Genomic DNA, 20,343 nt, shown 5'->3' with positions numbered 1-20,343 from the left:
ACGGCCGGGACCTTGTTGCATAAGATGTGCAATTACCTAATAGAGGCAGGAGGCGCGCTCGTGAGGCGTTCACCGGTGGTGCTGGGTATCGAGTCGTCCTGCGACGAGACCGGCGCCGGTCTGGTCCGGGACGGGAAGCTGCTGGGTCACGCGGTGGCGTCGAGCATGGACGAGCACGCACGCTACGGTGGCGTCGTGCCGGAGATCGCGGCGCGGGCGCACGTGCACGCCGCCACCCCGGTCGTCCGGGCCGCGCTGGCGGACGCCGGCCTGGCCATGGATGACATCGGCGCGGTCGCCGTGACGACCGGCCCCGGCCTGTCCGGTGCCCTGCAGGTCGGCGTCTCGGCGGCCAAGGGGCTCGCGTACTCGCTGGGCGTGCCGCTGTACGGGGTGCACCACCTGGCCGGGCATGTCGCCGCCGACACCCTGGAGCACGGGCCGCTGCCCGACCCCTGCATGGTGCTGATCGTCTCCGGCGGGCACACCTCGCTGCTGCTCGTGCGGGACCTCGCCCGTGATCCGATCGTCCATCTCGGCGACACGCTCGACGACGCGGCCGGTGAGTGCTTCGACAAGGTCGCCCGCGTCTTCGGGCTGCCCTATCCCGGCGGCCCGGCCATCGACCGGGCGGCGAGGCAGGGGGACCCGCGCGCGGTGGCGTTCCCGCGGCCGCTGACCGGTCCGCGCGACGAGCGGTACGCGTTCTCCTTCTCCGGGCTGAAGACGGCCGCCGCCCGCTGGGCCGAGCAGCACCGGGTGGCCGGGCGGCCACTGCCCGTCGCGGACGGTGCGGCCTCACTGCAGGAGGCGGTCGCGGACGTGCTCACCCGCAAGGCCGTGGGCGCGTGCGTGCAGCATGGTGTGGGCACCCTGGTGGTCGTCGGCGGCGTGGCCGCCAACTCGCGGGTGCGGGCGCTGGCCCAGGAGCGCTGCGATGCTGCGGGCATCGAGTTGCGCGTGCCGCCCCTGCGGCTGTGCACCGACAACGGCGCGATGATCGCCGCCGTCGGCGACCTGCTGGTACGGGCCGGGGCCGAGCCCGCGCCGCTCGACGTGTCCATTGATCCGTCCGCCCCCCTGGAGTACGCGGCCCTCCATCCCACCGCTCGCGCCGCCTGACCCGAATCCCGGAGGCCCTTGTGCGTACCGCCGACATCCGCAGCCGCTTCCTCGACTTCTTCGCCGCCCGCGGCCACACCGTGGTCCCCAGCGCGCCGCTGCCGACGCCCGACCCGACGCTGCTGTTCGTCAACGCGGGCATGGTCCCCTTCAAGCCGTACCTGACGGGTGAGGCGCAGCCGCCGTGGCCGCGCGCGACCAGCGTGCAGAAGTGTGTGCGGACGCTGGACATCGAGGAGGTCGGCCGGACCACGCGGCACGGGTCGTTCTTCCAGATGAACGGGAACTTCTCGTTCGGGGACTACTTCAAGGAGGAGGCGGTCTCCTACGCCTGGGAGCTGTCCACCGCGCCCGTCGCGGAAGGCGGGTACGGGCTGGACCCCGATCGCATCTGGGCCACCGTCCACCACTCCGACGACGAAGCCGCCGAGCTGTGGCGGCGCGTCGCCGGGCTGCCCGCGGAGCGCATCGTGCGCCGGGGCGACGAGGACAACTTCTGGTCCATGGGCGTCCCCGGTCCCTGCGGCCCATGCTCGGAGCTGTACTACGACCGGGGTCCCGCCCTCGGCCGCGCGGGCGGCCCGGCCGTGGACGAGGACCGGTACATGGAATTCTGGAACCTCGTCTTCATGCAGTACGAACGGGGCGAGGGCGCCGGGAAGTCCGGCTATCCGATTCTGGGGGAGCTGCCGCGGCGCAACATCGACACCGGGATGGGCCTGGAGCGCATGGCCACGCTGCTGCAGGGTGTCGGCAATCTGTATGAGATCGACGAGACCCGGCCCGTCCTCGACCGGGCCGCCGGGCTGACCGGAGTGCGTTACGGGGCCGACGCGGGGGCCGATGTGCGGCTGCGGGTCGTCGCCGACCACGTGCGGACCGCATTGATGCTGCTCGCCGATGGCACCGCGCCCGGCAACGAGGGCCGCGGCTATGTGCTGCGCCGCATCCTGCGCCGGGCCGTGCGATCGGTGCGGCTGCTGGGGTACCAGGACCCGGCGCTGCCCGAGTTGCTGCCGGCCGCCCGCGACTGCATGGCGCACAGCTACCCGGAGGTGGCCGCGGAGTTCGGCCGCATCGCGCAGCAGGCCTACGCGGAGGAGGACGCCTTCCGTTCCACCCTGCGCCAGGGCACGACCGTGCTGGACACGGCGGTCGCCGAGGTCAGGGCGGGCGGCGGGCACCTGCTGCCGGGCAAGCAGGCATTCGTGCTGCACGACACGTACGGCTTCCCCATCGACCTGACGCTGGAGATGGCCGGGGAACAGGGCATCGAGGTCGACCGTGAGGGCTTCACCGCCCTGATGGCCGAGCAGCGCGAGCGCGCCCGCGCGGACGCCCGGGCGCGTAAGTCGGGCGGCACGACGGACACTTCGCTGCTGCGGGCGGTGCTGGACGCCCACGGGCCCACCGACTGGCGGGCCTACGACACGCTGTTGACGGACTCGAAGGTACTGGCGCTGCTGGGGCCGGCCGGTCCGCTGCGGTCGGTACGGGCCGGGGAGATCGCCACCGCGGTGCTGGACCGGACGCCCTTCTACGCCGAGTCCGGTGGCCAGGACAGCGACGCGGGCGCCCTGACCGGTGCGTCGGTGGAGGCCGAGGTGCTGGACGTGCAGCGGCCGCTGCCGGGGCTGGTGGTCCATCAGGTGCGGGTGGGCGCCGGCGAGCTGGCGGTGGGCGACGCCGTGCGGGCCGCCGTCGATCCGGAGTGGCGGCTGGGGGCCAGGCAGGCGCACTCCGGTACGCACGTGCTGCACGCGGCGCTGCGGCAGGTGCTCGGGCCGACCGCGCTGCAGGCCGGTTCGTACAACCGGCCCGGCTACCTGCGCCTGGACTTCCCCTGGCGGGGCGCGCTCGGGCCGGCCGCGCGGGGCGAGGTCGAGGAGGCCGCGAACCGGGCGTTGCGCCGGGACCTCCCGGTGGACGTCCGGTGGATGCCCCTGCCCGAGGCCAAGGAGATCGGCGCGCTGGCGCTCTTCGGCGAGACCTACGGCGAGCAGGTGCGGGTCGTCGAGATCGGCGGCGCCTGGTCGCGCGAGCTGTGCGGCGGCACGCACGTCGAGCATGCCTCGCAGATCGGGGTGCTCGCCCTGACGGCCGAGTCGTCGGTGGGGGCGGGCATGCGGCGCCTGGAGGCCGCGGTCGGCTTCGAGGGCTTCGGCTACCTCGCCCGCGAGCGCGACCTGGTCTCGCGGCTGGCGGAACAGCTGCAGGCGCCGCGCGCGCAGCTGCCCGAGCGGGTCGCGGTGCTGCTCGACCGGCTGAAGGCGGCGGACCAGCGCGCGCAGGATTTGCGGCGGCGGGCGGCACTGGACCGCGCGGCGGAGCTCGCGGGTTCGGCGGCCGACGTGGGAGGCACGCTCGTGGTCACGGCGACCACGGACGGCGACGCGCGCTCCTTGGCCCTCGCCGTCCGCGACCGCCTGCCGGACGCCCGGCCGGGCGTGGCGGCGATCGGCGCACGTACCGACGGCGGCAAGGCGGTCCTGACGATCGCCCTCAACCGCGCGGCGACCGCCGCAGGTCTGTCGGCCTCGGCCCTGGTGAAGTCCCTCCTGGGCGGCCGCGGGGGCGGCACCGCGGAGGTCGCCCAGGGTGGCGGACTCGCGGCGGACGCGCTGCAGGCGACGCTGGACTCCGTCCGGGGGCTGCCGGCCGAGCCCTGACCGCGCTGCGCGCGGTGTCCTCGATCTCCCCCGGCTACCGCTGGGAGGTGCCCCCGGACGGGCTTGATCCTGCTGTCGGCAATGATCCAGCCCGTCCGGCGGGTAGGGGAAGAACCCCCACCCCCTACCAGTCCGACCTGCGGTAATCCTTCAGGAAGCACCCGTAGACGTCGTCGCCGGCCTCACCACGGACGATCGGGTCGTAGACCCGCGCCGCACCGTCGACCAGGTCGAGCGGCGCGTGGAAGCCCGCGGCGGCCAGCCGGACCTTGTCCGGGTGCGGCCGCTCGTCCGTGATCCAGCCGGTGTCGACGCTGGTCATGAGGATGCCGTCGGTGTCGAACATCTCCTGCGCGCTGGTGCGCGTGAGCATGTTCAGGGCGGCCTTGGCCATGTTGGTGTGCGGGTGGCCCGCACCCTTGTAGCCGCGGCTGAAGACGCCTTCCATGGCCGAGACGTTCACCACGTACTTCCGGCGGGCCGAGGACGCGGCCATCGCCGGGCGCAACCGGCTGACCAGCACGAACGGCGCCGTCACATTGCACAGCTGCACTTCGAGCAGCTCGACGGGGTCGACCTCGCTGACCGTCTGGATCCAGCTGTTGGTGGCGTCCAGGTCGGGCACGAGCCCGCCCGCGTCGATGGCGGTGCCGGCCTCCACACGGGCGAGGGAGGCCGAGCCCGACGTGAGGGCGAGCTCGGTGAGGGCCTGCGGGGTCAGCGCGTCGTGCGCGCCGGAGGAGGGGGCGGGCAGGGCGGCCTGCGCGCCGCTGCCGAAGGCGCCGAAGACCTCCGAGGCGGGCAGTTCTCCGGCGGGCAGCGGGGCCGCCTCGGCGGCTATGAGCTCGCGGTAGGCGGCGGGGGTACGGCGGACGGTCTGGGCCGCGTTGTTGATGATGATGTCGAGCGGGCCTTCGGCGCTGACGGAGTCGGCCAGGGCGACGACCTGCGCCGGGTCACGCAGGTCGATGCCGACGATCTTGAGCCGGTGCAGCCAGTCCGCGCTGTCCTCCATCGCCTTGAAGCGGCGGATGGCGTCGTTGGGGAAGCGCGTGGTGATCGTGGTGTGCGCGCCGTCGCGCAGCAGCCGCAGCGCGATGTACATGCCGATCTTCGCGCGGCCGCCGGTGAGCAGCGCGCGCCGCCCGGTCAGGTCCGTACGGGCGTCCCGGCGGGCACGGCTGTCCGCGGCGCAGGGCTGGCACAGCTGGTGGTAGAAGGCGTCGACCTCGGTGTACCGGGACTTGCAGATGTAGCAGGACCGGGGGCGCTCGAGGATGCCGACGATCTGGGTGGAGGCCGTGGCCGCCAGCAGGATGCCCGCCGTCTCGTCGTCGATGCGGTCGGCGGCGCCGGTGGCCGTGGCCTCGGTGACGCCCCTGTCGTGGGCGGTCTTGGCGGCGCGCCGCTCCTGGCGACGGCGCTGCTTGACCGTCCGGTAGATCCCGGCCGTGGCACGGCGGACCATGATCGCGTCCGGGTGGTCGACCGGCAGCTCGTCCAGCTCTTCGAGGACGCTCAGGCAGGTCGCCAGGCGCTCGGGGGCTATGCCGGGGTGGTCCGACTGGTGGCCTGCACCGTCGTGGATTTCATCAGTGACGGTCATGGCCGCTGTCGTTTCCAGTCCGTTTGTTCGATAAGGGTTCCAGGAAACTGTACGTAGAGCAGTGCGGCAGCGCCAAACCCGATCCCGGGGGCGCCGGAGCGGGACGCGCGCCGGGCGGCCGTGCGCGGCGCCCCCTCGCGGGCGCGGCGCCCTCTCGCGGCGGCGCCGCGGGGCGGCTTCGAGGCCGCCGGGAACCACCGGAACGCCTCCCTCAAAGCCCGGGCATTACATAGGACTTATTGGCCTTTCTGGGTTAATTATGCGCCACGTGCCCTATATTGACCCAACTCATCCTGAACTGCCGGTCACAATTGCCTCTCAACACCCCTTAGAAAGGTTTAGCCATGTCGCGTATCGCCAAGGCAGCCGTCCTGACCGCCGCCGTCGGTACCGTGGTTTCCGGCGCCGCCGGTATCGCCTCGGCCGACTCAGGCGCGCAGGGTGCGGCCGTGAGCTCCCCCGGCATCATCTCCGGCAACGTCATTCAGGTACCGCTGCACATCCCAATCAACTTCTGCGGCAACACGATTGACATCATCGCTCTGCTGAACCCGACCTTCGGCAACGTCTGCATCAACGACTGAGCCCACCCCCAAGAGCGCGCGCGTCACAGCCGGACCGCGCGCACCGCGCGGGGGGAGGGTCACAGTCAGCCGCCGGAACCCTCCTCTGCGCGCTCGTGGCGCCCATCGACTTCCCGATGGGCGCCACTGCCGCGCGCGGACGGCGATCCCGGCCCGGACTCGACGGTGTCGGCACCGTCGGACCGCCGGGGGCGCCGGGCACGCTGGGCGCGCTGGGCACCGGGAAGATCGGGCACCTCGACGAGTGGCGGCAGGTCGGGGGTCAGATGCGAGTGCTGTGACGTCATGGTGTGCGCCTGCCCTCCATCGTGGGGACGGAACGAGGAATCAGACGGCGGCGGCCCGGACCGCCGCCCCGTGGGGATGCGCCAGGCGCGACCGGGCGGCCCGCAGCGCGGCGTCGATGTCACGGGTGCCCGTGGTGACGCACAGGGTGTAGACGGTGTCCTGCAGCCTGCGGTGGACGCGGGGGCACCCGGCCCGCTCGCGCGCGAGGGTCAGCAGCGTGTCGTAACGACTGAGGAGATCACGCAGCACCCCGGGGTGGGCCATCAGCATGGGGCACTCCTTCGGTGGTCAGGCGGCCGCGAGCAGCTGCCGGCGCAGCCGCGCGCAGGTGCGGCTGAGGATGCGGGAGATCTGCATCTGGGAGACGCCCAGGCGCGCCCCGATCTGCTGCTGGGTGAGGTTGCCGAAGAAGCGCCAGTACAGGACGTATCTCTCGCGTTCGGGCAGCGCGTCCAGCAGCGGCTTGAGGGACTGCCGGTCGACCACCAGGTCCAGCGCGTGGTCGGTGAGGCCGAGCGTCTCGGCGAGCGGCAGGTCGTCGGTGCCGGCGACCGGGTGGTCGAGGGACAGGGTGTGGTGCACGCCGTCGGCGTGCAGGCCGCGCCGCACCTCCTCCTCGGACAACCCGGTCTCGGCGGCCAGCTGGGCCGTGGTGACGCGTCCGCCTGTGCCGCACTGCTCCAGCCGGGTGCGCGCGGCGCGGACCGCGGCCCGCAACTCCTGGTCCCTGCGCGGAATGTGGAGGGACCACACATGGTCACGTACATGCCGCTTGAGCTCGCCGGTGATGGTGGGGATGGCGAAGGACTCGAATGCGCAGCCGAGCCGCGGATCGAAGCGGTCGACGGCGTGGACGAGGGCCAGCGCGGCCACCTGCCGCAGGTCCGCCGGGCTCTCGCCGCACTTGCGGAAACGCACGCTGACGCGCTCGGCCATGGGCAGCCAGGCGGCGATCACCTCCTGCCGCAACCGGTCCCGTTCCGGGCCGGCGGGGAGCGCGGCCAGGCGCAGGAAGAGTCCGATGGTGTCGGGCGAGCCGGTGTCGCGCCCGCGGGGGCAAGGTGTCGTCTCAGCCATGGTCACAGCTGTCCCCTCGCTCGTGCGTCAAGGACGTCGGGACGCCTGGACGTCAAGGAGTGCCGGATGCCTGCCGGCCGGAGCACCGTGCGGGGTGTGTCCGCCCGCGCGCCCCGCGCACGGTCGGGCCGGTGCCGCGGGGCCGGGCCGGCCGGGGCCGGCCACGGTCGTCCCAGCATGACCCGGCACCGGAATTCCCGCGACTCGGAGCGCCTGGCCGGTCACACAGAGCGAAAGCGGGTCTGACGTGCACAGCAATGCGTGACGGGCGTCACAGATGAAACGCCTCGACGGGGGCTGCTGGGCAGGCAGGCGGTGGGCCGGGCGCTCAAGGCGTCCGGGGTGAGAGGCTGCCGAAGCAGGTGAAGGTGCCGGTCGTCCCGGTGACCGGGGCCGACGCGGCGGATTGTGATGGGTGACGCGCATGTATGACGTACTGGTGATCGGCTCGGCCAATGCGGACCTGACGGTACGGGTGGGCCGGCGACCGGGGCCGGGCGAGACCGTCCTGGGCACGGATCTGGTGGAGTCGGCCGGTGGCAAGGGCGCCAACCAGGCCGCGGCGGCGGCCCGTCTGGGTGCCCGTACGGCCCTGCTCGCCCGCGTCGGTGACGACGCGTTCGGACGGCTGCTGCTGGAAGCCCAGCGCGCGGCGGGCACGGAGCTGCGGCACGTGCTGGTGGAGAAGGGGGCCCGGACGGGAACGGCGATGATCGTCGTGGGGCCGGACGGCGACAACACGATCGTGGTCTCCCCCGGCGCCAACGCCCACCTCTCGCCCGGCGACGTGACGGCGGCACGCGAGACGGTCGCCGCTTCGGCAGTGGTCTCGCTGCAGCTGGAGGTGGAGCGGGAGACGGTACGGGCGGCGGTCGCGGTCGCCGGGGAGACGGGCACCCGGGTCGTGCTCAACCCCTCACCGGTGCCGGACACCCTCGACGCGGAGCTGTGGGCGGCGGCCGACCCCCTCGTCGTCAATGAACACGAGGCGCGGCAGCTGTCGGGGCTCACGGCTGGCACCCCCGCCGAGTGGGCGGGAGCCTTGCGGGACCGGGGCGCGCGTTCGGTCGTGGTGACCCTGGGCGGCCGTGGCGCGGTGGCGCTGGAGGCGGGGGCGGCCGATCCGGTGCCCGTGCCCGGTGTGGAGGTCGAGGTCGTGGACACGACCGGTGCCGGGGACGCCTTCACCGGTGCGCTGGCGTCGCGGCTGGCGCGTGGCGCCTCCCTGGCCGAGGCGACCCGGTTCGCCGTTCGCGTGGGTGCCGCGGCGGTGACCAAGGCGGGCGCGCAGCCGTCGTATCCGACGCGGGAGGAGCTGGCGTGACCCGTGGGGGAACCGCTCAGCGCGACAGCTGACGCGGGATCGCATCGAGCGGCGGGCCCGACGCCGCGACGCACTCCGCGAGCATCGCCATCTCCACCGATACCTGCGCCTGGCCCTGTTCCGAGCCGGTCGCGCGGAACGCCCGGTGGGCCACCGCGAGGTACTGCCCGGCGCGCACGGTGCGGCGCAGCATCCGGCAGAACCGGCCGAGCACCAGGTTCGCCTCGGCGACCAGGAGCGGGTCTCCCGTGCGTTCGGCGATGCCGAGGGCGTCGAGCAGGGTGCCTTCCGCCTCGTCGAAGAAGCCCGTGGCCAGCTGGGTCTCGCCGATGCCGAGCAGGGCCTCGTACGCGGCCAGCCGCCGCTCCTCCAGCCGGGCGGCCTCCTCCTCGGTGACCCGGCCGCCCACGCCCTGCAGGGCGGGGCCGCTCCACAGGTCCAGCGCGCGCTTGTACAGCGTGCCCGCTTCGGCCGGTTCGCCCTCTCCGGCGGCCTCGTCGGCGGCGGTGACCAGGGCGTCGAAGGTACGCACGTCGACGTCGGCGCGTTCGGCGCGCAGCCGGTATCCCTGGTGTGCGGTGACGATGACGTGGCCGGTGTGCCCGGCCGCCCGGAAGGCCTTCCGCAGGGCCCTGACGCACAGGACGATCTGGGTCCGGGCGGAGAGCGGCGGCCGGTCGCCCCACACGGCGTCGGCCAGGGTGTCGAGGGGGACGATCCGGCCCCGTGCCAGGACGAGGAGAGAGAGGACGACGCGCTGGCGGCGGCCGTCGATGGTGACGTGTTCCCCGCCGACCGACGCCGACACCGGGCCGAGGAGCGTGAAGGCGATCGCCCCCGCGCCGACGCCGGTGGTGCTCGCAGCTGTCGCGGCTGTCATGGCCTGCCCCCGTATCCGCGGCGGACGCCGCACAGCGTCGATCGCCCGCGAGGCCATCTGCTCGCGGACTGTCCGTACCAACCGGCGGGCCGTCATACGGCCCGTCGTTCGAGCTCGGTGGCGAAGCGCAGCCACGACTCGCCGCAGTGCCGGGCCGCCTCGGCCACCATCATGCGGCGGTGCGCGGGCACGGCTTCGAGCAGCCGGTGCCACCTGTCGCCGCCCATGATGTGGGCGCTCAGCAGGTGCAGCAGGACGCGGCCGTCCTCGGTGAAGCGGAGGGAGGGGTCCTTGCGGAGCTTGAGCAGGGGCGGTTCGGCGCTCACCTCGCTCACCGCCGGTCCGGTGCCGGTGGCCGGGCGCGGGGCGTCGGGACGTGCGCACGTCCCGGCTTCCCGCAGGCGGCTCTCGGCGTCGCGCAGCTTCTTCGGCACCGGGTCCTGTCCCTGCCGCAGGCGCAGCCGTACGTCCCGTGCGGTGCCCACGGCGATCCCGGCTCCGTCGGCGATCTCGCGCAGGCTGGCCTGGGGTTTGGCGGCGATGAGCGCGCCGGCCCGGCGGCGGCCCTCCGCCGCGTTCAGGGGCCGGACCCGGCCGTCGCGGCCGGTCCGGGCCGTCACCTGCGGGGCCTGGCCCGTGGTCCGTCTTCGCAGGACGGCGACGGTACTTGCGGCCAGGCCGGTCGCGGAGGCGATCAGCCGGTCCGACCAGTGTGGATGGCTGCGGATGATGCGCTCGGCGGCGGCCGAACGGTCCGCCGGGGTGAGCGGCAGACCGTGCCGGGTGTTGACCCTGACCGCGTGCACGAAGGCGTCCTCCGCGCTGCCGTCGAAGAACCGGACTGCGATCCGCTCATCCCCCCGTAGACGAGCGGCTCGCAGCCGGTGCATGCCATCGACGACCCTCAAAGTGGCGAGGTGTACGACGATGGGCGGCAGTGGTACGTCCAGCCGCGCCAGGGCCTGGACGTGGAGAGGGTCTTCGCCCTCCAGCCTCGGGGAGTCCGAGGGCAGGAGGGCTGAGAGAGGAAGCACAGCGGTCCGTTGCTGTTCGGGCTCCGGAACCGTCACGACATCCCCCCAAGAAGAACCTCCGAGCACGGCGGTCCCCCGTACCGGTGGAGGCGGGCGTCCTGAACCCCCGTCTCCACCAACTGGTAATTGACCGCTCTGGCGAGCGATCCAACACCAGTCGATCCGCCGACACCCAGGACGCTAGGCAGCGAGCACACACTCTGTCAACCACATTCCATGTGCGAGGACATGGACTCCTGCATTCACCCGTAAGCTAGATTGACCGCCGGGAGGGAGGTGCGATCATGGACAACCCCGACGCCACGGCCGAGCACACGCTGGCCGACAAGCTCAATCACCTGTTCCGGACGGTGATCCCGGCAGGCCGGGAGCCGTACACCACGGAAGAGGTGGCGCGTGCGATCACCGCCGGAGGCGTGTCGATCTCCGGTAGCTACATCTGGCTCCTGCGCAAGGGGCAGCGCGACAATCCGACGCTGCGGCATCTGGAAGCGCTGGCCAAGTTCTTCGGCGTACCTCCGGCGTATTTCTTCGACGACCAGGTGACGGCGGCGGTCAACGCCGACCTCGGCCTGATGGTGGCCCTGCGGGACACACAGGTGCAGCGGGTGGCGCTGCGCGCGGCCGGCCTCTCCGCCGCGAGCCTGCATTCGATCAACGAAGTCATCGAGCGGGTACGCGAGTTGGAGGGCCTGCCCACCAGCCGGGCCGCCCCGGCCACCCCGCCCGACAGCCAGTCCTGACCCCGGGACGGCCGGTCAGCCGTGCCCCGACCCGGAAAGGCCGCCGTGCCACCACGCCCCGACGTGACGTGCGAGCTCGTCACCGCGCCCAACGGCAAGTGCATCGACATCCACCGGCCCGGCACGGCCCCCGCACCGGCGCCGCTGCCGACGGTGCTGCTCTGGCACGGCATCGGCCCGGACGAGCGGGACGTCCTGCGACCGCTCGCGCGGGCGGTCGCCGCGCTGGGCGCGCTCGTCCTCGCCCCCGACTGGCGCTCCGACGCCCCGGACGGTGGCCGGGCCCATCTGCTGGCCTCGCTGGAGTACGCCCGTACGCACGCGGCCGCGCTGGGCGGCGACGCCGGGCGCATGGTCCTGGCCGGCTGGTCGGCGGGCGCCTCGGCGGCGATGGGCGTGGCACTCCGCCCGGAGGTGGCGGACGGCTGGCGCCCGGCGGCGGTCGTGGGCATCGCCTCGCGCTACGACCGCCCGGCGCGCACGACGGGCACTTCCCCGCTGGACGACCTGGCGAGCGGCGGCGTGGCCGGCCCGCCGCCGGTCCCGGTCCGCCTGGTGCACGGCACGGCGGACGAGCTGATGGGCACCGCGCATTCACGTGAGTTGCTGAACGCCCTCGCCGCACACCGCTGGCCGGCCCGGCTGGAGGAGGTGCGGGCGAACCACGCGGGTGCGATCGGCATGGAGTACGACCCGGCGCTGGGCCGCTGCCGGGCGAGTGAGGACGAGCTCGTCCGGGCGGCCGCGAAGCTGACGGCCCGGACGATCGCCCGGGCCGCCGGGATCCCGGCGGCCTGAGGCGGGCGTCCGACGGTGTCCGGCGGGCGTCAGCCCGCTACGAGGTCCCCGCGCGAGAGCCCGGACCCCTCGGGGACGGCGGCGGGGTCGCTGCCGAGGTCGGCGACGGCGTTGTGCTCGTCGACGAAGACCACACGGGGCTCGAAGGTGCGGGCCTCGGCGTCGTCCATGGAGCCGTAGGCGATGATGATGACCAGGTCACCGGGGCTGATCAGGCGCGCGGCGGCGCCGTTGATGCCGATCACGCCGGTGCCGCGCGGGCCCTCGATGACGTAGGTCGACAGCCGGGCGCCGTTGTTGATGTCGACGATGTCGACCTTCTCGCCGGGCAGCAGGTCGGCGGCTTCCATCAGGTCGGCGTCGACGGTCAGCGATCCCACGTAGTGCAGGTCCGCCTGGGTCACGGTGGCGCGATGGATCTTGGACTTCATCATGGTGCGGTACATGGTCCGGTCATTTTACGTGTGCGGAACAGGCCCGGTCCCGTGAGGTTCGGCACTCACCGCGGCTCCGGCCGCACGCGGGCGATGAGCAGGGCGACGTCGTCCTGGTCGTTGTCCTCGCGCAGCTCGTGCAGCAGCATGTCGCAGGTGGACTCCAGATCCGGCATCGGCCCGTCGAGCAGGCCGATGAGCACTTCGAGCCGGGAGTCGATGGCCTCGTCGCGGGTCTCGACCAGACCGTCGGTGTAGAACACCAGTTGGTCGCCGGGCGCCAGACGTGTGGCGACGCTCTCGAAGGGGACGCCGCCGACGCCGAGGGGGGCGCCCGTGGGCAGGTCCAGCAGGGCGGGGCGCTGCCCGGGTCGCATGAGGACGGGCGGCAGGTGGCCGGCGTTGGCCACGCAGCACTGCCCGCTCTGGGGGTCGTAGACGGCGTAGACGCACGTCGCGAGCGCCTGGTCCAGACCACTGGCGGTGCGGTCGAGGTGGCGCAGCACCTGGGCGGGGTCCAGGCGGAGCCCGGAGAGGGTGCGGGCGGCGGTGCGCAGCTGGCCCATGGCCGCGGCGGCGTTGATGCCGCTGCCCATGACGTCCCCGACGACCAGGGCGCTCTGGTCCCCGCTCTGGGGGATGACGTCGAACCAGTCACCGCCGACCTGGCTCGCGGTACCGGCCGGCTGGTAGCGGGAGGCGATCTCCAGGCCCACCGGGTTCGGGGGCCGCTGGGGCAGCAGGTCGCGCTGGAGGGTGAGGGCGGTGGCGCGCTCGCGCTGGTACCAGCGGGCGTTGTCGATGCAGACCGCGGCGCGGGCGGCGAGCTCCCCGGCGAGGACGACGTCGTCCTCGCCGAAGGGTTCGGGGTTGCGGGTGCGTTTGAGGTCCAGGGCGCCGAGCACCTCGCCCCGGGCGATCAGCGGAACCGCCATGTACGAGTGCAGCCCGGCCCGGCCCAGAAGCTCGGCCGCGGCCTCGTCGCGGGCGATGCGGGGCAGGTCCTCGGGGGTGACGCGGGGCAGGTGGACGGGGCGGCCGGTGTTGACGCAGCGGGCGACCAGCCGGTCGGCGTCGTACTGGGCGATCTCGCCCGGCGGGTCGGCGGCGCGGACGGCGTCGGTGGCGTCGAAGGGGGCGACGGCCAGCGCCCGGAAGACCGCGGCCTGTTCCCCCACCGGGGCGGAGTTCCCGCTCAGGACGGTGTCGAGGACGTCGACGGCGGCCACGTCCGCCAGGTCGGGAACCACGACCTCGGCCAGCTCCCGGGCGGTCTGGTCGAGGTCGAGGGTGGTACCGATCAGTACCGACGCGTCGGCGATCAGGGCCAGTCTGCGACTGGCCTCGGTGGCGGCCCGGTGCCGGTCGGTGACGTCCACGACCGAGGTGGCGAGCCCCATCGTCCGGCCGGCGGGGTCCTCCAGACGGTAGTAGGAGACCAGGCGGGCCCGCTCGCCGAGGGCCGGATCGGCCGTGCGGCCCAGCACGAACTGGTCCACCAGCGGGGTGCCGGTCGCCAGGACCTGGCGCATGGCGGACTCGATTCCCGCGGCGTCCCGCAGCGGCAGCACGTCGTGGACACGCTTGCCGAGGTGGTCCTGGGCGGACATTCCGTGCATCCGCTCCAGGACGGGGTTGACCATGACGTACCGCAGGTCGGTGTCCAGGACGGCCAGCCCGATCGGTGACTGGGCCACCAGGCGGAGCGAGAGCGCCAGGTCCCGCTCGACGTCGCGCAGGATCTCCTGGTCGGTGGCCAGGCCGAGGGCGTAGACGCCGCCGTCCTTGTCCTCCAGCCGCACGTTGCGGAATTCCAGCAGCCGCGTGGTGCCGTCCTTGCGCAGGGCAGGGAAGACGCCGGCCCAGTAACCAGCGCCGCTCATCACCTTGGCGAAGAGTTCGAGGACCTCGGAGAGGTGATCGTCGTCGACCAGGAGCTGTGCGGCGAACCGGCCGAGCGCCTCGGAGGCGGACCAGCCGAACAGTTCCTCGGCCTGTGGGCTCCACAGGACGATCCGGCCCTCCTGGTCCAGCACCGCCGCGGCCACGCTGAGCAGGTCGAGGAGGCCGCCGGGCTCGTAGGGGCCGGGCCCGGGGCGGTCCGGGCCCGGCCGGTATACGTCGGCGGTACCCATTCGAGGTCCTCCTTCCGCCCGCTCGGGGTGGTGCGGCGGCCTCGCGCCCGTAGGTGCCCGGTCCCTCCGTCCTTTCCTCGCCGTTACGCCGCAGCGTCTTCCATGTTCCCTCCGAACCCGCCCACTGCGCAGCCCGCGCGTGGCGTCCGGCCCTCACTGGTGGCGTGTCCCGCTGTGCTGCGCTCCCCCGCCCTACCCGTCGGTCGCGGGGCTAGGCCCCGGGGAGCGGGAGGGTGAACCAGACGGTCTTGCCGACGCCGGAGGCGTGGTGGCCCCACTGGGCGGCGATCTGCTCGACGAGCCACATGCCCCGCCCGCCCTCGCTGTCCGGGCCGGCCTCGGCGCACAGCGGCAGGCAGCCGCCGGCGTCGCTGACCTGGACGACGAGGTGGTCGGGGGTGCGGCTGAGGGCGAGCTCCACGTCACCGGCGCCCTCGGGCACGTGCACGATGGCGTTGGTGACCAGCTCCGACAGCAGCAGCGCCGCGTCGGCCGTCAGCGCCTGCAGGTCCCATTCGGCCAGCAGGCGCTCGGAGAACCGGCGTGCGGCCGCCACAGAGGAGGGCGAGGCCGGCAGGCGGACCCCCTGCGCGGGCGGCGGCCCCGCGGACGTGCGGCGGGCCGCCCAGGGCGAGGGCGGGCTGTGCATGCACGACGGCGCCCCCGGGCCCCACAGGCCGAGGAGTCGCTGGGGGTGGGTCGTCCATTCGGCGACGGGCTCGTACGCGCTGGTGACGGCGTCGGCCGAATGCGAGGAACTCAAGGTGTCGCGACTGAATGCAGGCATGTGGCTCGGGTGCGTTCGAGGTAGCGCGAAGAGTGGTGGGCGGATGCTCGTTCCTGCGCCCGTACGGGCCCGGTGGAGCGATGCGCGGACCGCCCGCCTTCGCGAGGGATTCCACAACATTCGCTCGGTTTTCGCCAGAGGTCTATACCCTGTCGGTCACGATCGCCTTGCGCACTGCGATATCCGCAGGTGGTACCGGCTGTTTTGGGCATAAAGTCGGTGTGAGGAGGGCCACGATCCCGCCACCGGCGGGCCCGCTCGTCTCCCGCGGGCCCGCCGGGCGCCCGGAGTACGGGCGCGGGCCGTCAGGACTTGGGGCACTCCTTCCACGCGAGGTGGTAGATCGTGTTGATGCTGCCGTCCGTCGAGTCCATGGTCATGAAGCTCGTCGTTCTACCGGGGTCGGATGTGCCGGCGCTGACCCGCAGCTCGGTATTGATGTTGAAGTTCCGCAGCGCACCGCAGGGCGCCCAGACCAGTGCGCTGATGGGAACACTGTCGGTCGCCTGCCAGTTGTCGGCGTAGCTGCCGCGGAAGGTGTGGCTGCTGGGGGTCGTGACGGGCGACCCCTGGAAGTAGTACGACGCCTTCTGGACGCCCGACGCCCCCGGCTCCAGCTTCGCGTAGCCGCGGTAGTCGGCCGCGGCGATCGCGTAGGTGAAGCCCTGCGGTACGTGCACGTTCAGGTTCAGCTGGCAGTTCTTGCGGAAGTCGGTGGGCTTGGACCCGACGCCGACCTGGGCGAGGTACTCGCTGTAGGTGACGGTGAAGGCCGTGTTGTCGGGCGAGACCGCGACGGCGGCGGTCCCGGGCCGGCAGCCGGAGCCGTTGACGGTGGCGACCTCGATGACGATCTTGTCCGGCGGCGGATTGGTGATGACGGAGGAGGCGTTGTGCGTGGAGAGCGGCGCGGCGAGTAACGCCGCGACCGCGCCTGCGGTGAAGAGACCGGCGGGCATGAAGGCTCCAATCGGTTGTCTGCGGGCCGCGGGGGCCCGAGGGGAAGACAAGTGATCCCGCGCCCGTCGGCGCCGGGTGATCCCCCGAGCGGAGGGGGCGGGCGCCGAGGTGCGTAAGGTGCCGGGCGAGCCGGGAAGAACGGCGGGCGGCGGGCCCGGCACGACATGGAAGGGCCATGCCCATGCCAACCCGCTGGCCCGTTCCCGGGGCCCGTAGGACTAAGAGCGTTCGAATCGTAGGGGGAGGAAGGGGGGTTGGCCAGACGTCACACCATGGCTCCATGGGAGTGATCCCCCAGGATCTGGCCGAAAACCACCGCAGATCGCGTATCCCCTGGTCATCCACAAGGAACCGGCGCCTCCCCGTTGTGGGGACCGGCCCTTTCCGCCAGACTTGGCTTTTAGTCAGAGCTAAAGGTGGCATGCTGCAATCAAGGACTTACGGATCTGACGACAGCACAGCTGGTGGGGGTGGACATGGCCTGGCGAGAGAGCGTCGAGGGTGGTCGTGCGGCGGAGCTGGAAGGAGCCCGGCTCGCGCGTCAGGCGACAGCGTCGCTGGCCGGGCTGCTCGCCGAACGCGGCATGACCCGCAAGGACTTGGCCGACTGCATGGGCGTATCGCCCGGCCGGGTCAGTCAGATCCTCTCCGGGGGCGAGAACCTCACCCTGCGGTCACTGGCCGCCGTCGCGGAGTCCCTCGACGCCAGAGTGGAGATCAGCTTCCACGACCCGTCGGACGGCCGGGAGCCGTACGCCACGGGATCCGTCCGGCCCGAGACCGCGCCCAGCACACCCCTGGCACCCTCACCCCACTACTGAGACGTCCGGCGCATCCGGGGCGCCCTCCGCGCCGGCATGGATGATGTGCTTCCGCTTCAGTGCGAGGATCCTCCCGCCGTCGCTGCGCCTGCCATAGGCGTGCTCGAGCTCCAGCAGGTACCTCAGATACTGCTCGGCCTCGCCGAACGCCCGCCGCACCAGCCGGACCTCCTCCCGGTCGGGCCGGCGCCCCTGCAGCTGGCAGGCCTTCTCCACCTTCGTCTCGACGGTGATCCACTTCTGCGCCGCGGCGCGCACCTCCTTGTGGCGCTCGTTGATCTCACGCCTGAGCGCGGTGCGCGAACGGCTCGTCCGGCCGGGGACGTCGACCCGCATCAGCAGATGACGCCTGACGTCGCCGGCGAAGGTGTCGAGGTCCCAGCAGTCACCGAAGCCCCCGGCCATCCGCTCGCACCAGTCGGCCCGGTCGGCCCGCAGCCGCAGCGACAGCTGATGGAGCAGCAGGGAGTTGCCGAGGGTCAGGACCGCCATCGCCGCCCGCCCGCCGGGCTGCTCGCCCCGGCCCCGCGAGATCACCCCCCAGCCCGTCGCGATCCCCACCGCCGTCGGCGGCACGCTGGGCGTGAGGGGCAGCAGCAGGCCGCTGGCCAGCGCCGCCATGCCGGAGGTCCACAGCACGACGCAGAGCCCCAGCACCGTCGAGCGGAACGTGCCCAGCAGCCGGCCGTCCTCCTTGTAGCGGAAGACCAGGCACACCCATGTCACGGGCGCGCAGACGGCGGCGGGCAGGACCCACTCGGAGATGATGGACGCCTGGTCCAGTGCCACATCGGCTCCCAGTCTGGAGGCGGAGGCGGCGAGGCTCTTCGTGACATCTGCTCCGAGCACCACAGGCGGCGCCGCACCGAGCGCATGCCCCACTCGGTTCGACAGCTTTCACACAGCGCTCACCGCGACGACCAAATGATGTTCCCATCGCGGCAGTTACGGGGTGCAACGATCCGGCCAAGCTCTTGTGCGACCGACCACATCGCGCCACGGCGACGGCACGGAGATACGGGCATACGACGGGGCCGCACCCGGAGAGTGCGGCCCCTCGCGTTCGAACCCGGCGGGCCCGTACCGTCCTACGCGGCCCGGGCGGCGCCGGCGGCCTCGCCGAGGGCGGCGAGCAGGCCGGTGAGGGCGCCGCGCAGCTCCTCGCTCACGGGCAGGCCGTCCTCGCCGAGGGCGGCGTTGGCCTTCGGCACACACAGCTCTTCGCCCACGACCACGGCGCCGCAGGCCTTCAGGATCCTGCTGAGCTCGGCCTGCGCCCACTTGGCGCCGAAGCCGCTGGGGCTGGCGCCGACGACCGCCGCCGGCTTGCCGCCCAGCGCGGAGGCGCCGTAGGGACGGGAGGCCCAGTCCAGGGCGTTCTTGAGCTGGCCGGGGAGGGAGTGGTTGTACTCCGGGGTGGCGAACAGCAGGGCGTCGGCGGCGTTGATGGCGGCACGCAGCGCCAGCACACCCGCGCCCGGCTCGGCCTCGTGGTCCTCGTTGAACGGCGGGACCTCCGCAAGTCCGTCCCACACCTCCAGCTTCACTTCGGTGCCGGCCAGTGCACCGGCCGCGCGCAGGATGGCGCTGTTGACGGAGCCGGCGCGCAGGCTGCCGGATATGGCGAGGACGCGAAGGGTGCCGGTGGACAGGTCGGTGGCGTTCATGGGAATGGGTACTCCTGTGGTGAGGATGTGGTGAGGAAGGGCATCGCGCTGTGTTCCCTCCCAGCATGGGCCAAGCCCCATAGGGCTCAGGCAAGATGAAGGCGGATCTGTCAGGTCCGTGCCGTCGGTGCGCCGGCGCGGGCCGTCAGTCCCGGCTCAGCAGGGTGTCGATGACCGAGTCCAGATAGGCGGCCCGGTCCGCGGCGGCCGGCAGCGCACCGCGCACGGCGTGGGCCAGCTGGGCGTGGCCCAGGTAGGCGGTGTAGCCGAGCAGTCCGCGGCGGCGGGCCTCCTCGGGCGCGAAGCCGAGCTCGCTGAAGAGGCCGGCGATGTAGCCGATCCGGCGCTCCGTCACGCGTCGCAGCACCGCGGCGACCTGGGGGTGCGCGGAGGTGGCGAGCAGGGAGAGCTCGAGCGGGTCCCGGGCCGCCGCCGCGGTCGCTTCGGCGAACAGCCTGCGCAGCCGTCGCAACGGGTCGGGTTCGGGGGCGAGTGCGGTGATCAGGTCCTCGGTGCCGACCTCTTCCCAGCGGTGCAGCGCGGCCTCGATGAGCGCCTCGCGGTTGGTGAAGTGCCAGTAGAAACTGCCCTTCGTGGTCCCCAGCCGGGCGGCGAGCGGCTCGACCGCGACGGCGGCGAGGCCGCCTTCGCCGATGGCCCTCAGGGCGGCGTCCGCCCAGTCCCGCGCGCTGAGCCTGTGACGTCCGCTGCCGTCCTGCGGGTTCCGCTCTCGCCGTTGCACCATGGCCGTACGCTACCGTACGGTAAACATACGCAAGCGTATGGAGGGGGAGGGCCCGCCGTCACGGGGGTCGGCAGGCCCTCCCACGCCTCGTTCGCGCTTCGCCGTCAGGTCGGATCACGCACCACCGTTCCCGTACGACGAAATGGATGCAGCATGACCACCGATCAGCACAACCCGGATGCCGAGTCGTTGTTCACCACCGCCCTGCGGCTCGCGCGGGCGAACCCCAACGGCTTTCTGACCACTCAGGACGGCCTCGGCGCGCACACCCGCCTGGTCGAGCACGTCTGCGTCGACGACGACGGCTCGGTCTGGATCGGTACGAGCCCACGGTCACGCAAGGCGACCGACGTCGCGCAACGGCCCCGGGTCACCTACGCGATCGAGGACCGTGGCGCCGGCGCCTACACCGTGTTCAGCGGGCAGGCCCGCATCGAGGACGGCCTGCAGGAACGTCTCAGCCACTGGAAGGACAGCTTCGCCGCGTTCTTCCCCGCCGGACCGGACGGGGACGACTACGTCCTGCTGCGGCTGCGCCCGGACCGCATCGAGCTGATGGACTTCAGCCGCCGGGTCCATCCCGAGCCCTTCGGCCTGGTGCCGGCGGTCATCGAGCGGCGCGGCGCACGGTGGGAGCGGACGCCGGCCGACCGCCGGGCCTGACCGGCC

At 72.8% G+C, this 20,343-nt stretch carries 21 protein-coding genes; 9 read left to right on the top strand and 12 right to left on the bottom strand.

Going from position 1 to position 20,343, the window contains the following annotated elements; all coding sequences use genetic code 11:
* The first annotated feature begins 75 nt into the window (after nt 1–75).
* Both tsaD and alaS read left to right on the top strand, forming a co-directional pair.
* Nucleotides 76–1,122 carry a tRNA (adenosine(37)-N6)-threonylcarbamoyltransferase complex transferase subunit TsaD gene (gene tsaD / locus AB0F13_RS16590; protein WP_362082095.1) on the top strand — a complete coding sequence of 349 codons (1,047 nt, stop codon included), beginning with the start codon at nt 76–78 and terminating at the stop codon, nt 1,120–1,122.
* A 20-nt stretch (nt 1,123–1,142) separates the two neighbouring features.
* On the top strand, nt 1,143–3,791 hold the full coding sequence (gene alaS / locus AB0F13_RS16585) for an alanine--tRNA ligase (RefSeq protein ID WP_362081774.1): 2,649 nt from the start codon (nt 1,143–1,145) through the stop codon (nt 3,789–3,791).
* Between the two features lie 124 nt (nt 3,792–3,915).
* Here alaS and AB0F13_RS16580 read toward each other — a convergent pair whose 3' ends face one another.
* Nucleotides 3,916–5,397 carry an SDR family NAD(P)-dependent oxidoreductase gene (locus AB0F13_RS16580; RefSeq protein WP_362081771.1) on the bottom strand — a complete coding sequence of 494 codons (1,482 nt, stop codon included), beginning with the start codon at nt 5,395–5,397 and terminating at the stop codon, nt 3,916–3,918.
* 344 nt (nt 5,398–5,741) lie between these two features.
* Here AB0F13_RS16580 and AB0F13_RS16575 point away from each other — a divergent pair, with 344 nt between their 5' ends.
* Both AB0F13_RS16575 and AB0F13_RS16570 read left to right on the top strand, forming a co-directional pair.
* Nucleotides 5,742–5,981 (top strand): chaplin, encoded by a 240-nt coding sequence (locus AB0F13_RS16575; protein ID WP_362081768.1) that lies wholly within the window; start codon nt 5,742–5,744, stop codon nt 5,979–5,981.
* A gap of 95 nt (nt 5,982–6,076) precedes the next feature.
* On the top strand, nt 6,077–6,262 hold the full coding sequence (locus tag AB0F13_RS16570; RefSeq protein WP_362081765.1) for a hypothetical protein: 186 nt from the start codon (nt 6,077–6,079) through the stop codon (nt 6,260–6,262).
* A gap of 46 nt (nt 6,263–6,308) precedes the next feature.
* Here the strand turns inward: AB0F13_RS16570 and AB0F13_RS16565 are convergent, their stop codons facing one another.
* Nucleotides 6,309–6,539, bottom strand: a complete 231-nt coding sequence (locus AB0F13_RS16565) for a DUF5133 domain-containing protein (protein WP_362081762.1) — start codon at nt 6,537–6,539, stop codon at nt 6,309–6,311.
* Between the two features lie 18 nt (nt 6,540–6,557).
* Nucleotides 6,558–7,346: a sigma-70 family RNA polymerase sigma factor gene (locus AB0F13_RS16560; protein ID WP_362081759.1), complete on the bottom strand. Its 789-nt coding sequence runs from the start codon at nt 7,344–7,346 to the stop codon at nt 6,558–6,560.
* Nucleotides 7,347–7,770: 424 nt separating this feature from the next.
* Between AB0F13_RS16560 and AB0F13_RS16555 the strand changes: the two genes are divergently transcribed.
* Nucleotides 7,771–8,670 (top strand): ribokinase, encoded by a 900-nt coding sequence (locus AB0F13_RS16555; protein WP_362081756.1) that lies wholly within the window; start codon nt 7,771–7,773, stop codon nt 8,668–8,670.
* Nucleotides 8,671–8,686: 16 nt separating this feature from the next.
* Here AB0F13_RS16555 and AB0F13_RS16550 read toward each other — a convergent pair whose 3' ends face one another.
* Both AB0F13_RS16550 and AB0F13_RS16545 read right to left on the bottom strand, forming a co-directional pair.
* A complete protein-coding gene (locus AB0F13_RS16550) occupies nt 8,687–9,550 on the bottom strand; it encodes a BTAD domain-containing putative transcriptional regulator (RefSeq protein WP_362081753.1) in 864 nt (287 codons plus the stop codon).
* Nucleotides 9,551–9,642: 92 nt separating this feature from the next.
* Nucleotides 9,643–10,440, bottom strand: coding sequence for a streptomycin biosynthesis protein (locus tag AB0F13_RS16545; protein WP_362081750.1), 798 nt, complete (start codon nt 10,438–10,440; stop codon nt 9,643–9,645).
* 428 nt (nt 10,441–10,868) lie between these two features.
* Between AB0F13_RS16545 and AB0F13_RS16540 the strand changes: the two genes are divergently transcribed.
* Together AB0F13_RS16540 and AB0F13_RS16535 are read left to right on the top strand one after the other, a co-directional pair.
* Nucleotides 10,869–11,327: a helix-turn-helix domain-containing protein gene (locus tag AB0F13_RS16540; RefSeq protein ID WP_362081747.1), complete on the top strand. Its 459-nt coding sequence runs from the start codon at nt 10,869–10,871 to the stop codon at nt 11,325–11,327.
* 63 nt (nt 11,328–11,390) lie between these two features.
* Nucleotides 11,391–12,125 carry an alpha/beta hydrolase gene (locus AB0F13_RS16535; RefSeq protein WP_362081744.1) on the top strand — a complete coding sequence of 245 codons (735 nt, stop codon included), beginning with the start codon at nt 11,391–11,393 and terminating at the stop codon, nt 12,123–12,125.
* Between the two features lie 29 nt (nt 12,126–12,154).
* Here the strand turns inward: AB0F13_RS16535 and panD are convergent, their stop codons facing one another.
* From panD to AB0F13_RS16515, 4 genes are all read right to left on the bottom strand, one after another.
* Nucleotides 12,155–12,571 carry an aspartate 1-decarboxylase gene (gene panD / locus AB0F13_RS16530; protein WP_362081741.1) on the bottom strand — a complete coding sequence of 139 codons (417 nt, stop codon included), beginning with the start codon at nt 12,569–12,571 and terminating at the stop codon, nt 12,155–12,157.
* A gap of 53 nt (nt 12,572–12,624) precedes the next feature.
* Nucleotides 12,625–14,694, bottom strand: a complete 2,070-nt coding sequence (locus AB0F13_RS16525) for a SpoIIE family protein phosphatase (RefSeq protein WP_362081738.1) — start codon at nt 14,692–14,694, stop codon at nt 12,625–12,627.
* A gap of 211 nt (nt 14,695–14,905) precedes the next feature.
* Nucleotides 14,906–15,481 carry an ATP-binding protein gene (locus AB0F13_RS16520; RefSeq protein ID WP_362081735.1) on the bottom strand — a complete coding sequence of 192 codons (576 nt, stop codon included), beginning with the start codon at nt 15,479–15,481 and terminating at the stop codon, nt 14,906–14,908.
* A gap of 305 nt (nt 15,482–15,786) precedes the next feature.
* Nucleotides 15,787–16,440 carry a DUF4360 domain-containing protein gene (locus AB0F13_RS16515; protein WP_362081732.1) on the bottom strand — a complete coding sequence of 218 codons (654 nt, stop codon included), beginning with the start codon at nt 16,438–16,440 and terminating at the stop codon, nt 15,787–15,789.
* Nucleotides 16,441–16,917: 477 nt separating this feature from the next.
* Here AB0F13_RS16515 and AB0F13_RS16510 point away from each other — a divergent pair, with 477 nt between their 5' ends.
* Nucleotides 16,918–17,262: a helix-turn-helix transcriptional regulator gene (locus AB0F13_RS16510; protein WP_362081729.1), complete on the top strand. Its 345-nt coding sequence runs from the start codon at nt 16,918–16,920 to the stop codon at nt 17,260–17,262.
* Here AB0F13_RS16510 and AB0F13_RS16505 read toward each other — a convergent pair.
* From AB0F13_RS16505 to AB0F13_RS16495, 3 genes are all read right to left on the bottom strand, one after another.
* On the bottom strand, nt 17,248–18,051 hold the full coding sequence (locus tag AB0F13_RS16505) for a hypothetical protein (RefSeq protein ID WP_362081726.1): 804 nt from the start codon (nt 18,049–18,051) through the stop codon (nt 17,248–17,250). The genes AB0F13_RS16510 and AB0F13_RS16505 overlap by 15 nt on opposite strands.
* Before the next feature lie 299 nt (nt 18,052–18,350).
* Nucleotides 18,351–18,929 (bottom strand): NADPH-dependent FMN reductase, encoded by a 579-nt coding sequence (locus AB0F13_RS16500; RefSeq protein ID WP_362081723.1) that lies wholly within the window; start codon nt 18,927–18,929, stop codon nt 18,351–18,353.
* 145 nt (nt 18,930–19,074) lie between these two features.
* Complete coding sequence (locus AB0F13_RS16495) at nt 19,075–19,674, bottom strand: helix-turn-helix domain-containing protein (RefSeq protein WP_362081721.1); 600 nt, start codon at nt 19,672–19,674, stop codon at nt 19,075–19,077.
* 153 nt (nt 19,675–19,827) lie between these two features.
* On the opposite strand from AB0F13_RS16495, the gene AB0F13_RS16490 reads away from it, so the two are divergent.
* On the top strand, nt 19,828–20,337 hold the full coding sequence (locus tag AB0F13_RS16490) for a pyridoxamine 5'-phosphate oxidase family protein (protein WP_362081718.1): 510 nt from the start codon (nt 19,828–19,830) through the stop codon (nt 20,335–20,337).
* The last annotated feature ends 6 nt before the right edge of the window (nt 20,338–20,343 follow it).

Source organism: Streptomyces sp. NPDC026206 (genome assembly GCF_040638465.1).
GTDB lineage: Bacteria > Actinomycetota > Actinomycetes > Streptomycetales > Streptomycetaceae > Streptomyces.
The sequence above is the reverse complement of the archived record's forward strand: the minus strand, read 5'-3'. Positions and strand labels throughout refer to the sequence as shown.

Excerpts from the sequence above, each read along its gene's own strand:
- panD (WP_362081741.1), bottom strand. The coding sequence starts at position 12,571 with ATGTACCGCACCATGATGAAGTCCAAGATCCATCGCGCCACCGTGACC.
- AB0F13_RS16575 (WP_362081768.1), top strand. The coding sequence starts at position 5,742 with ATGTCGCGTATCGCCAAGGCAGCCGTCCTGACCGCCGCCGTCGGTACC.
- AB0F13_RS16555 (WP_362081756.1), top strand. The coding sequence starts at position 7,771 with ATGTATGACGTACTGGTGATCGGCTCGGCCAATGCGGACCTGACGGTA.
- AB0F13_RS16490 (WP_362081718.1), top strand. The coding sequence starts at position 19,828 with ATGACCACCGATCAGCACAACCCGGATGCCGAGTCGTTGTTCACCACC.
- AB0F13_RS16500 (WP_362081723.1), bottom strand. The coding sequence starts at position 18,929 with ATGAACGCCACCGACCTGTCCACCGGCACCCTTCGCGTCCTCGCCATA.
- AB0F13_RS16540 (WP_362081747.1), top strand. The coding sequence starts at position 10,869 with ATGGACAACCCCGACGCCACGGCCGAGCACACGCTGGCCGACAAGCTC.
- AB0F13_RS16560 (WP_362081759.1), bottom strand. The coding sequence starts at position 7,346 with ATGGCTGAGACGACACCTTGCCCCCGCGGGCGCGACACCGGCTCGCCC.
- AB0F13_RS16495 (WP_362081721.1), bottom strand. The coding sequence starts at position 19,674 with ATGGTGCAACGGCGAGAGCGGAACCCGCAGGACGGCAGCGGACGTCAC.
- AB0F13_RS16565 (WP_362081762.1), bottom strand. The coding sequence starts at position 6,539 with ATGCTGATGGCCCACCCCGGGGTGCTGCGTGATCTCCTCAGTCGTTAC.
- AB0F13_RS16510 (WP_362081729.1), top strand. The coding sequence starts at position 16,918 with ATGGCCTGGCGAGAGAGCGTCGAGGGTGGTCGTGCGGCGGAGCTGGAA.
- AB0F13_RS16550 (WP_362081753.1), bottom strand. The coding sequence starts at position 9,550 with ATGACAGCCGCGACAGCTGCGAGCACCACCGGCGTCGGCGCGGGGGCG.
- AB0F13_RS16525 (WP_362081738.1), bottom strand. The coding sequence starts at position 14,694 with ATGGGTACCGCCGACGTATACCGGCCGGGCCCGGACCGCCCCGGGCCC.
- AB0F13_RS16545 (WP_362081750.1), bottom strand. The coding sequence starts at position 10,440 with ATGCACCGGCTGCGAGCCGCTCGTCTACGGGGGGATGAGCGGATCGCA.
- AB0F13_RS16520 (WP_362081735.1), bottom strand. The coding sequence starts at position 15,481 with ATGCCTGCATTCAGTCGCGACACCTTGAGTTCCTCGCATTCGGCCGAC.
- AB0F13_RS16515 (WP_362081732.1), bottom strand. The coding sequence starts at position 16,440 with ATGCCCGCCGGTCTCTTCACCGCAGGCGCGGTCGCGGCGTTACTCGCC.
- AB0F13_RS16580 (WP_362081771.1), bottom strand. The coding sequence starts at position 5,397 with ATGACCGTCACTGATGAAATCCACGACGGTGCAGGCCACCAGTCGGAC.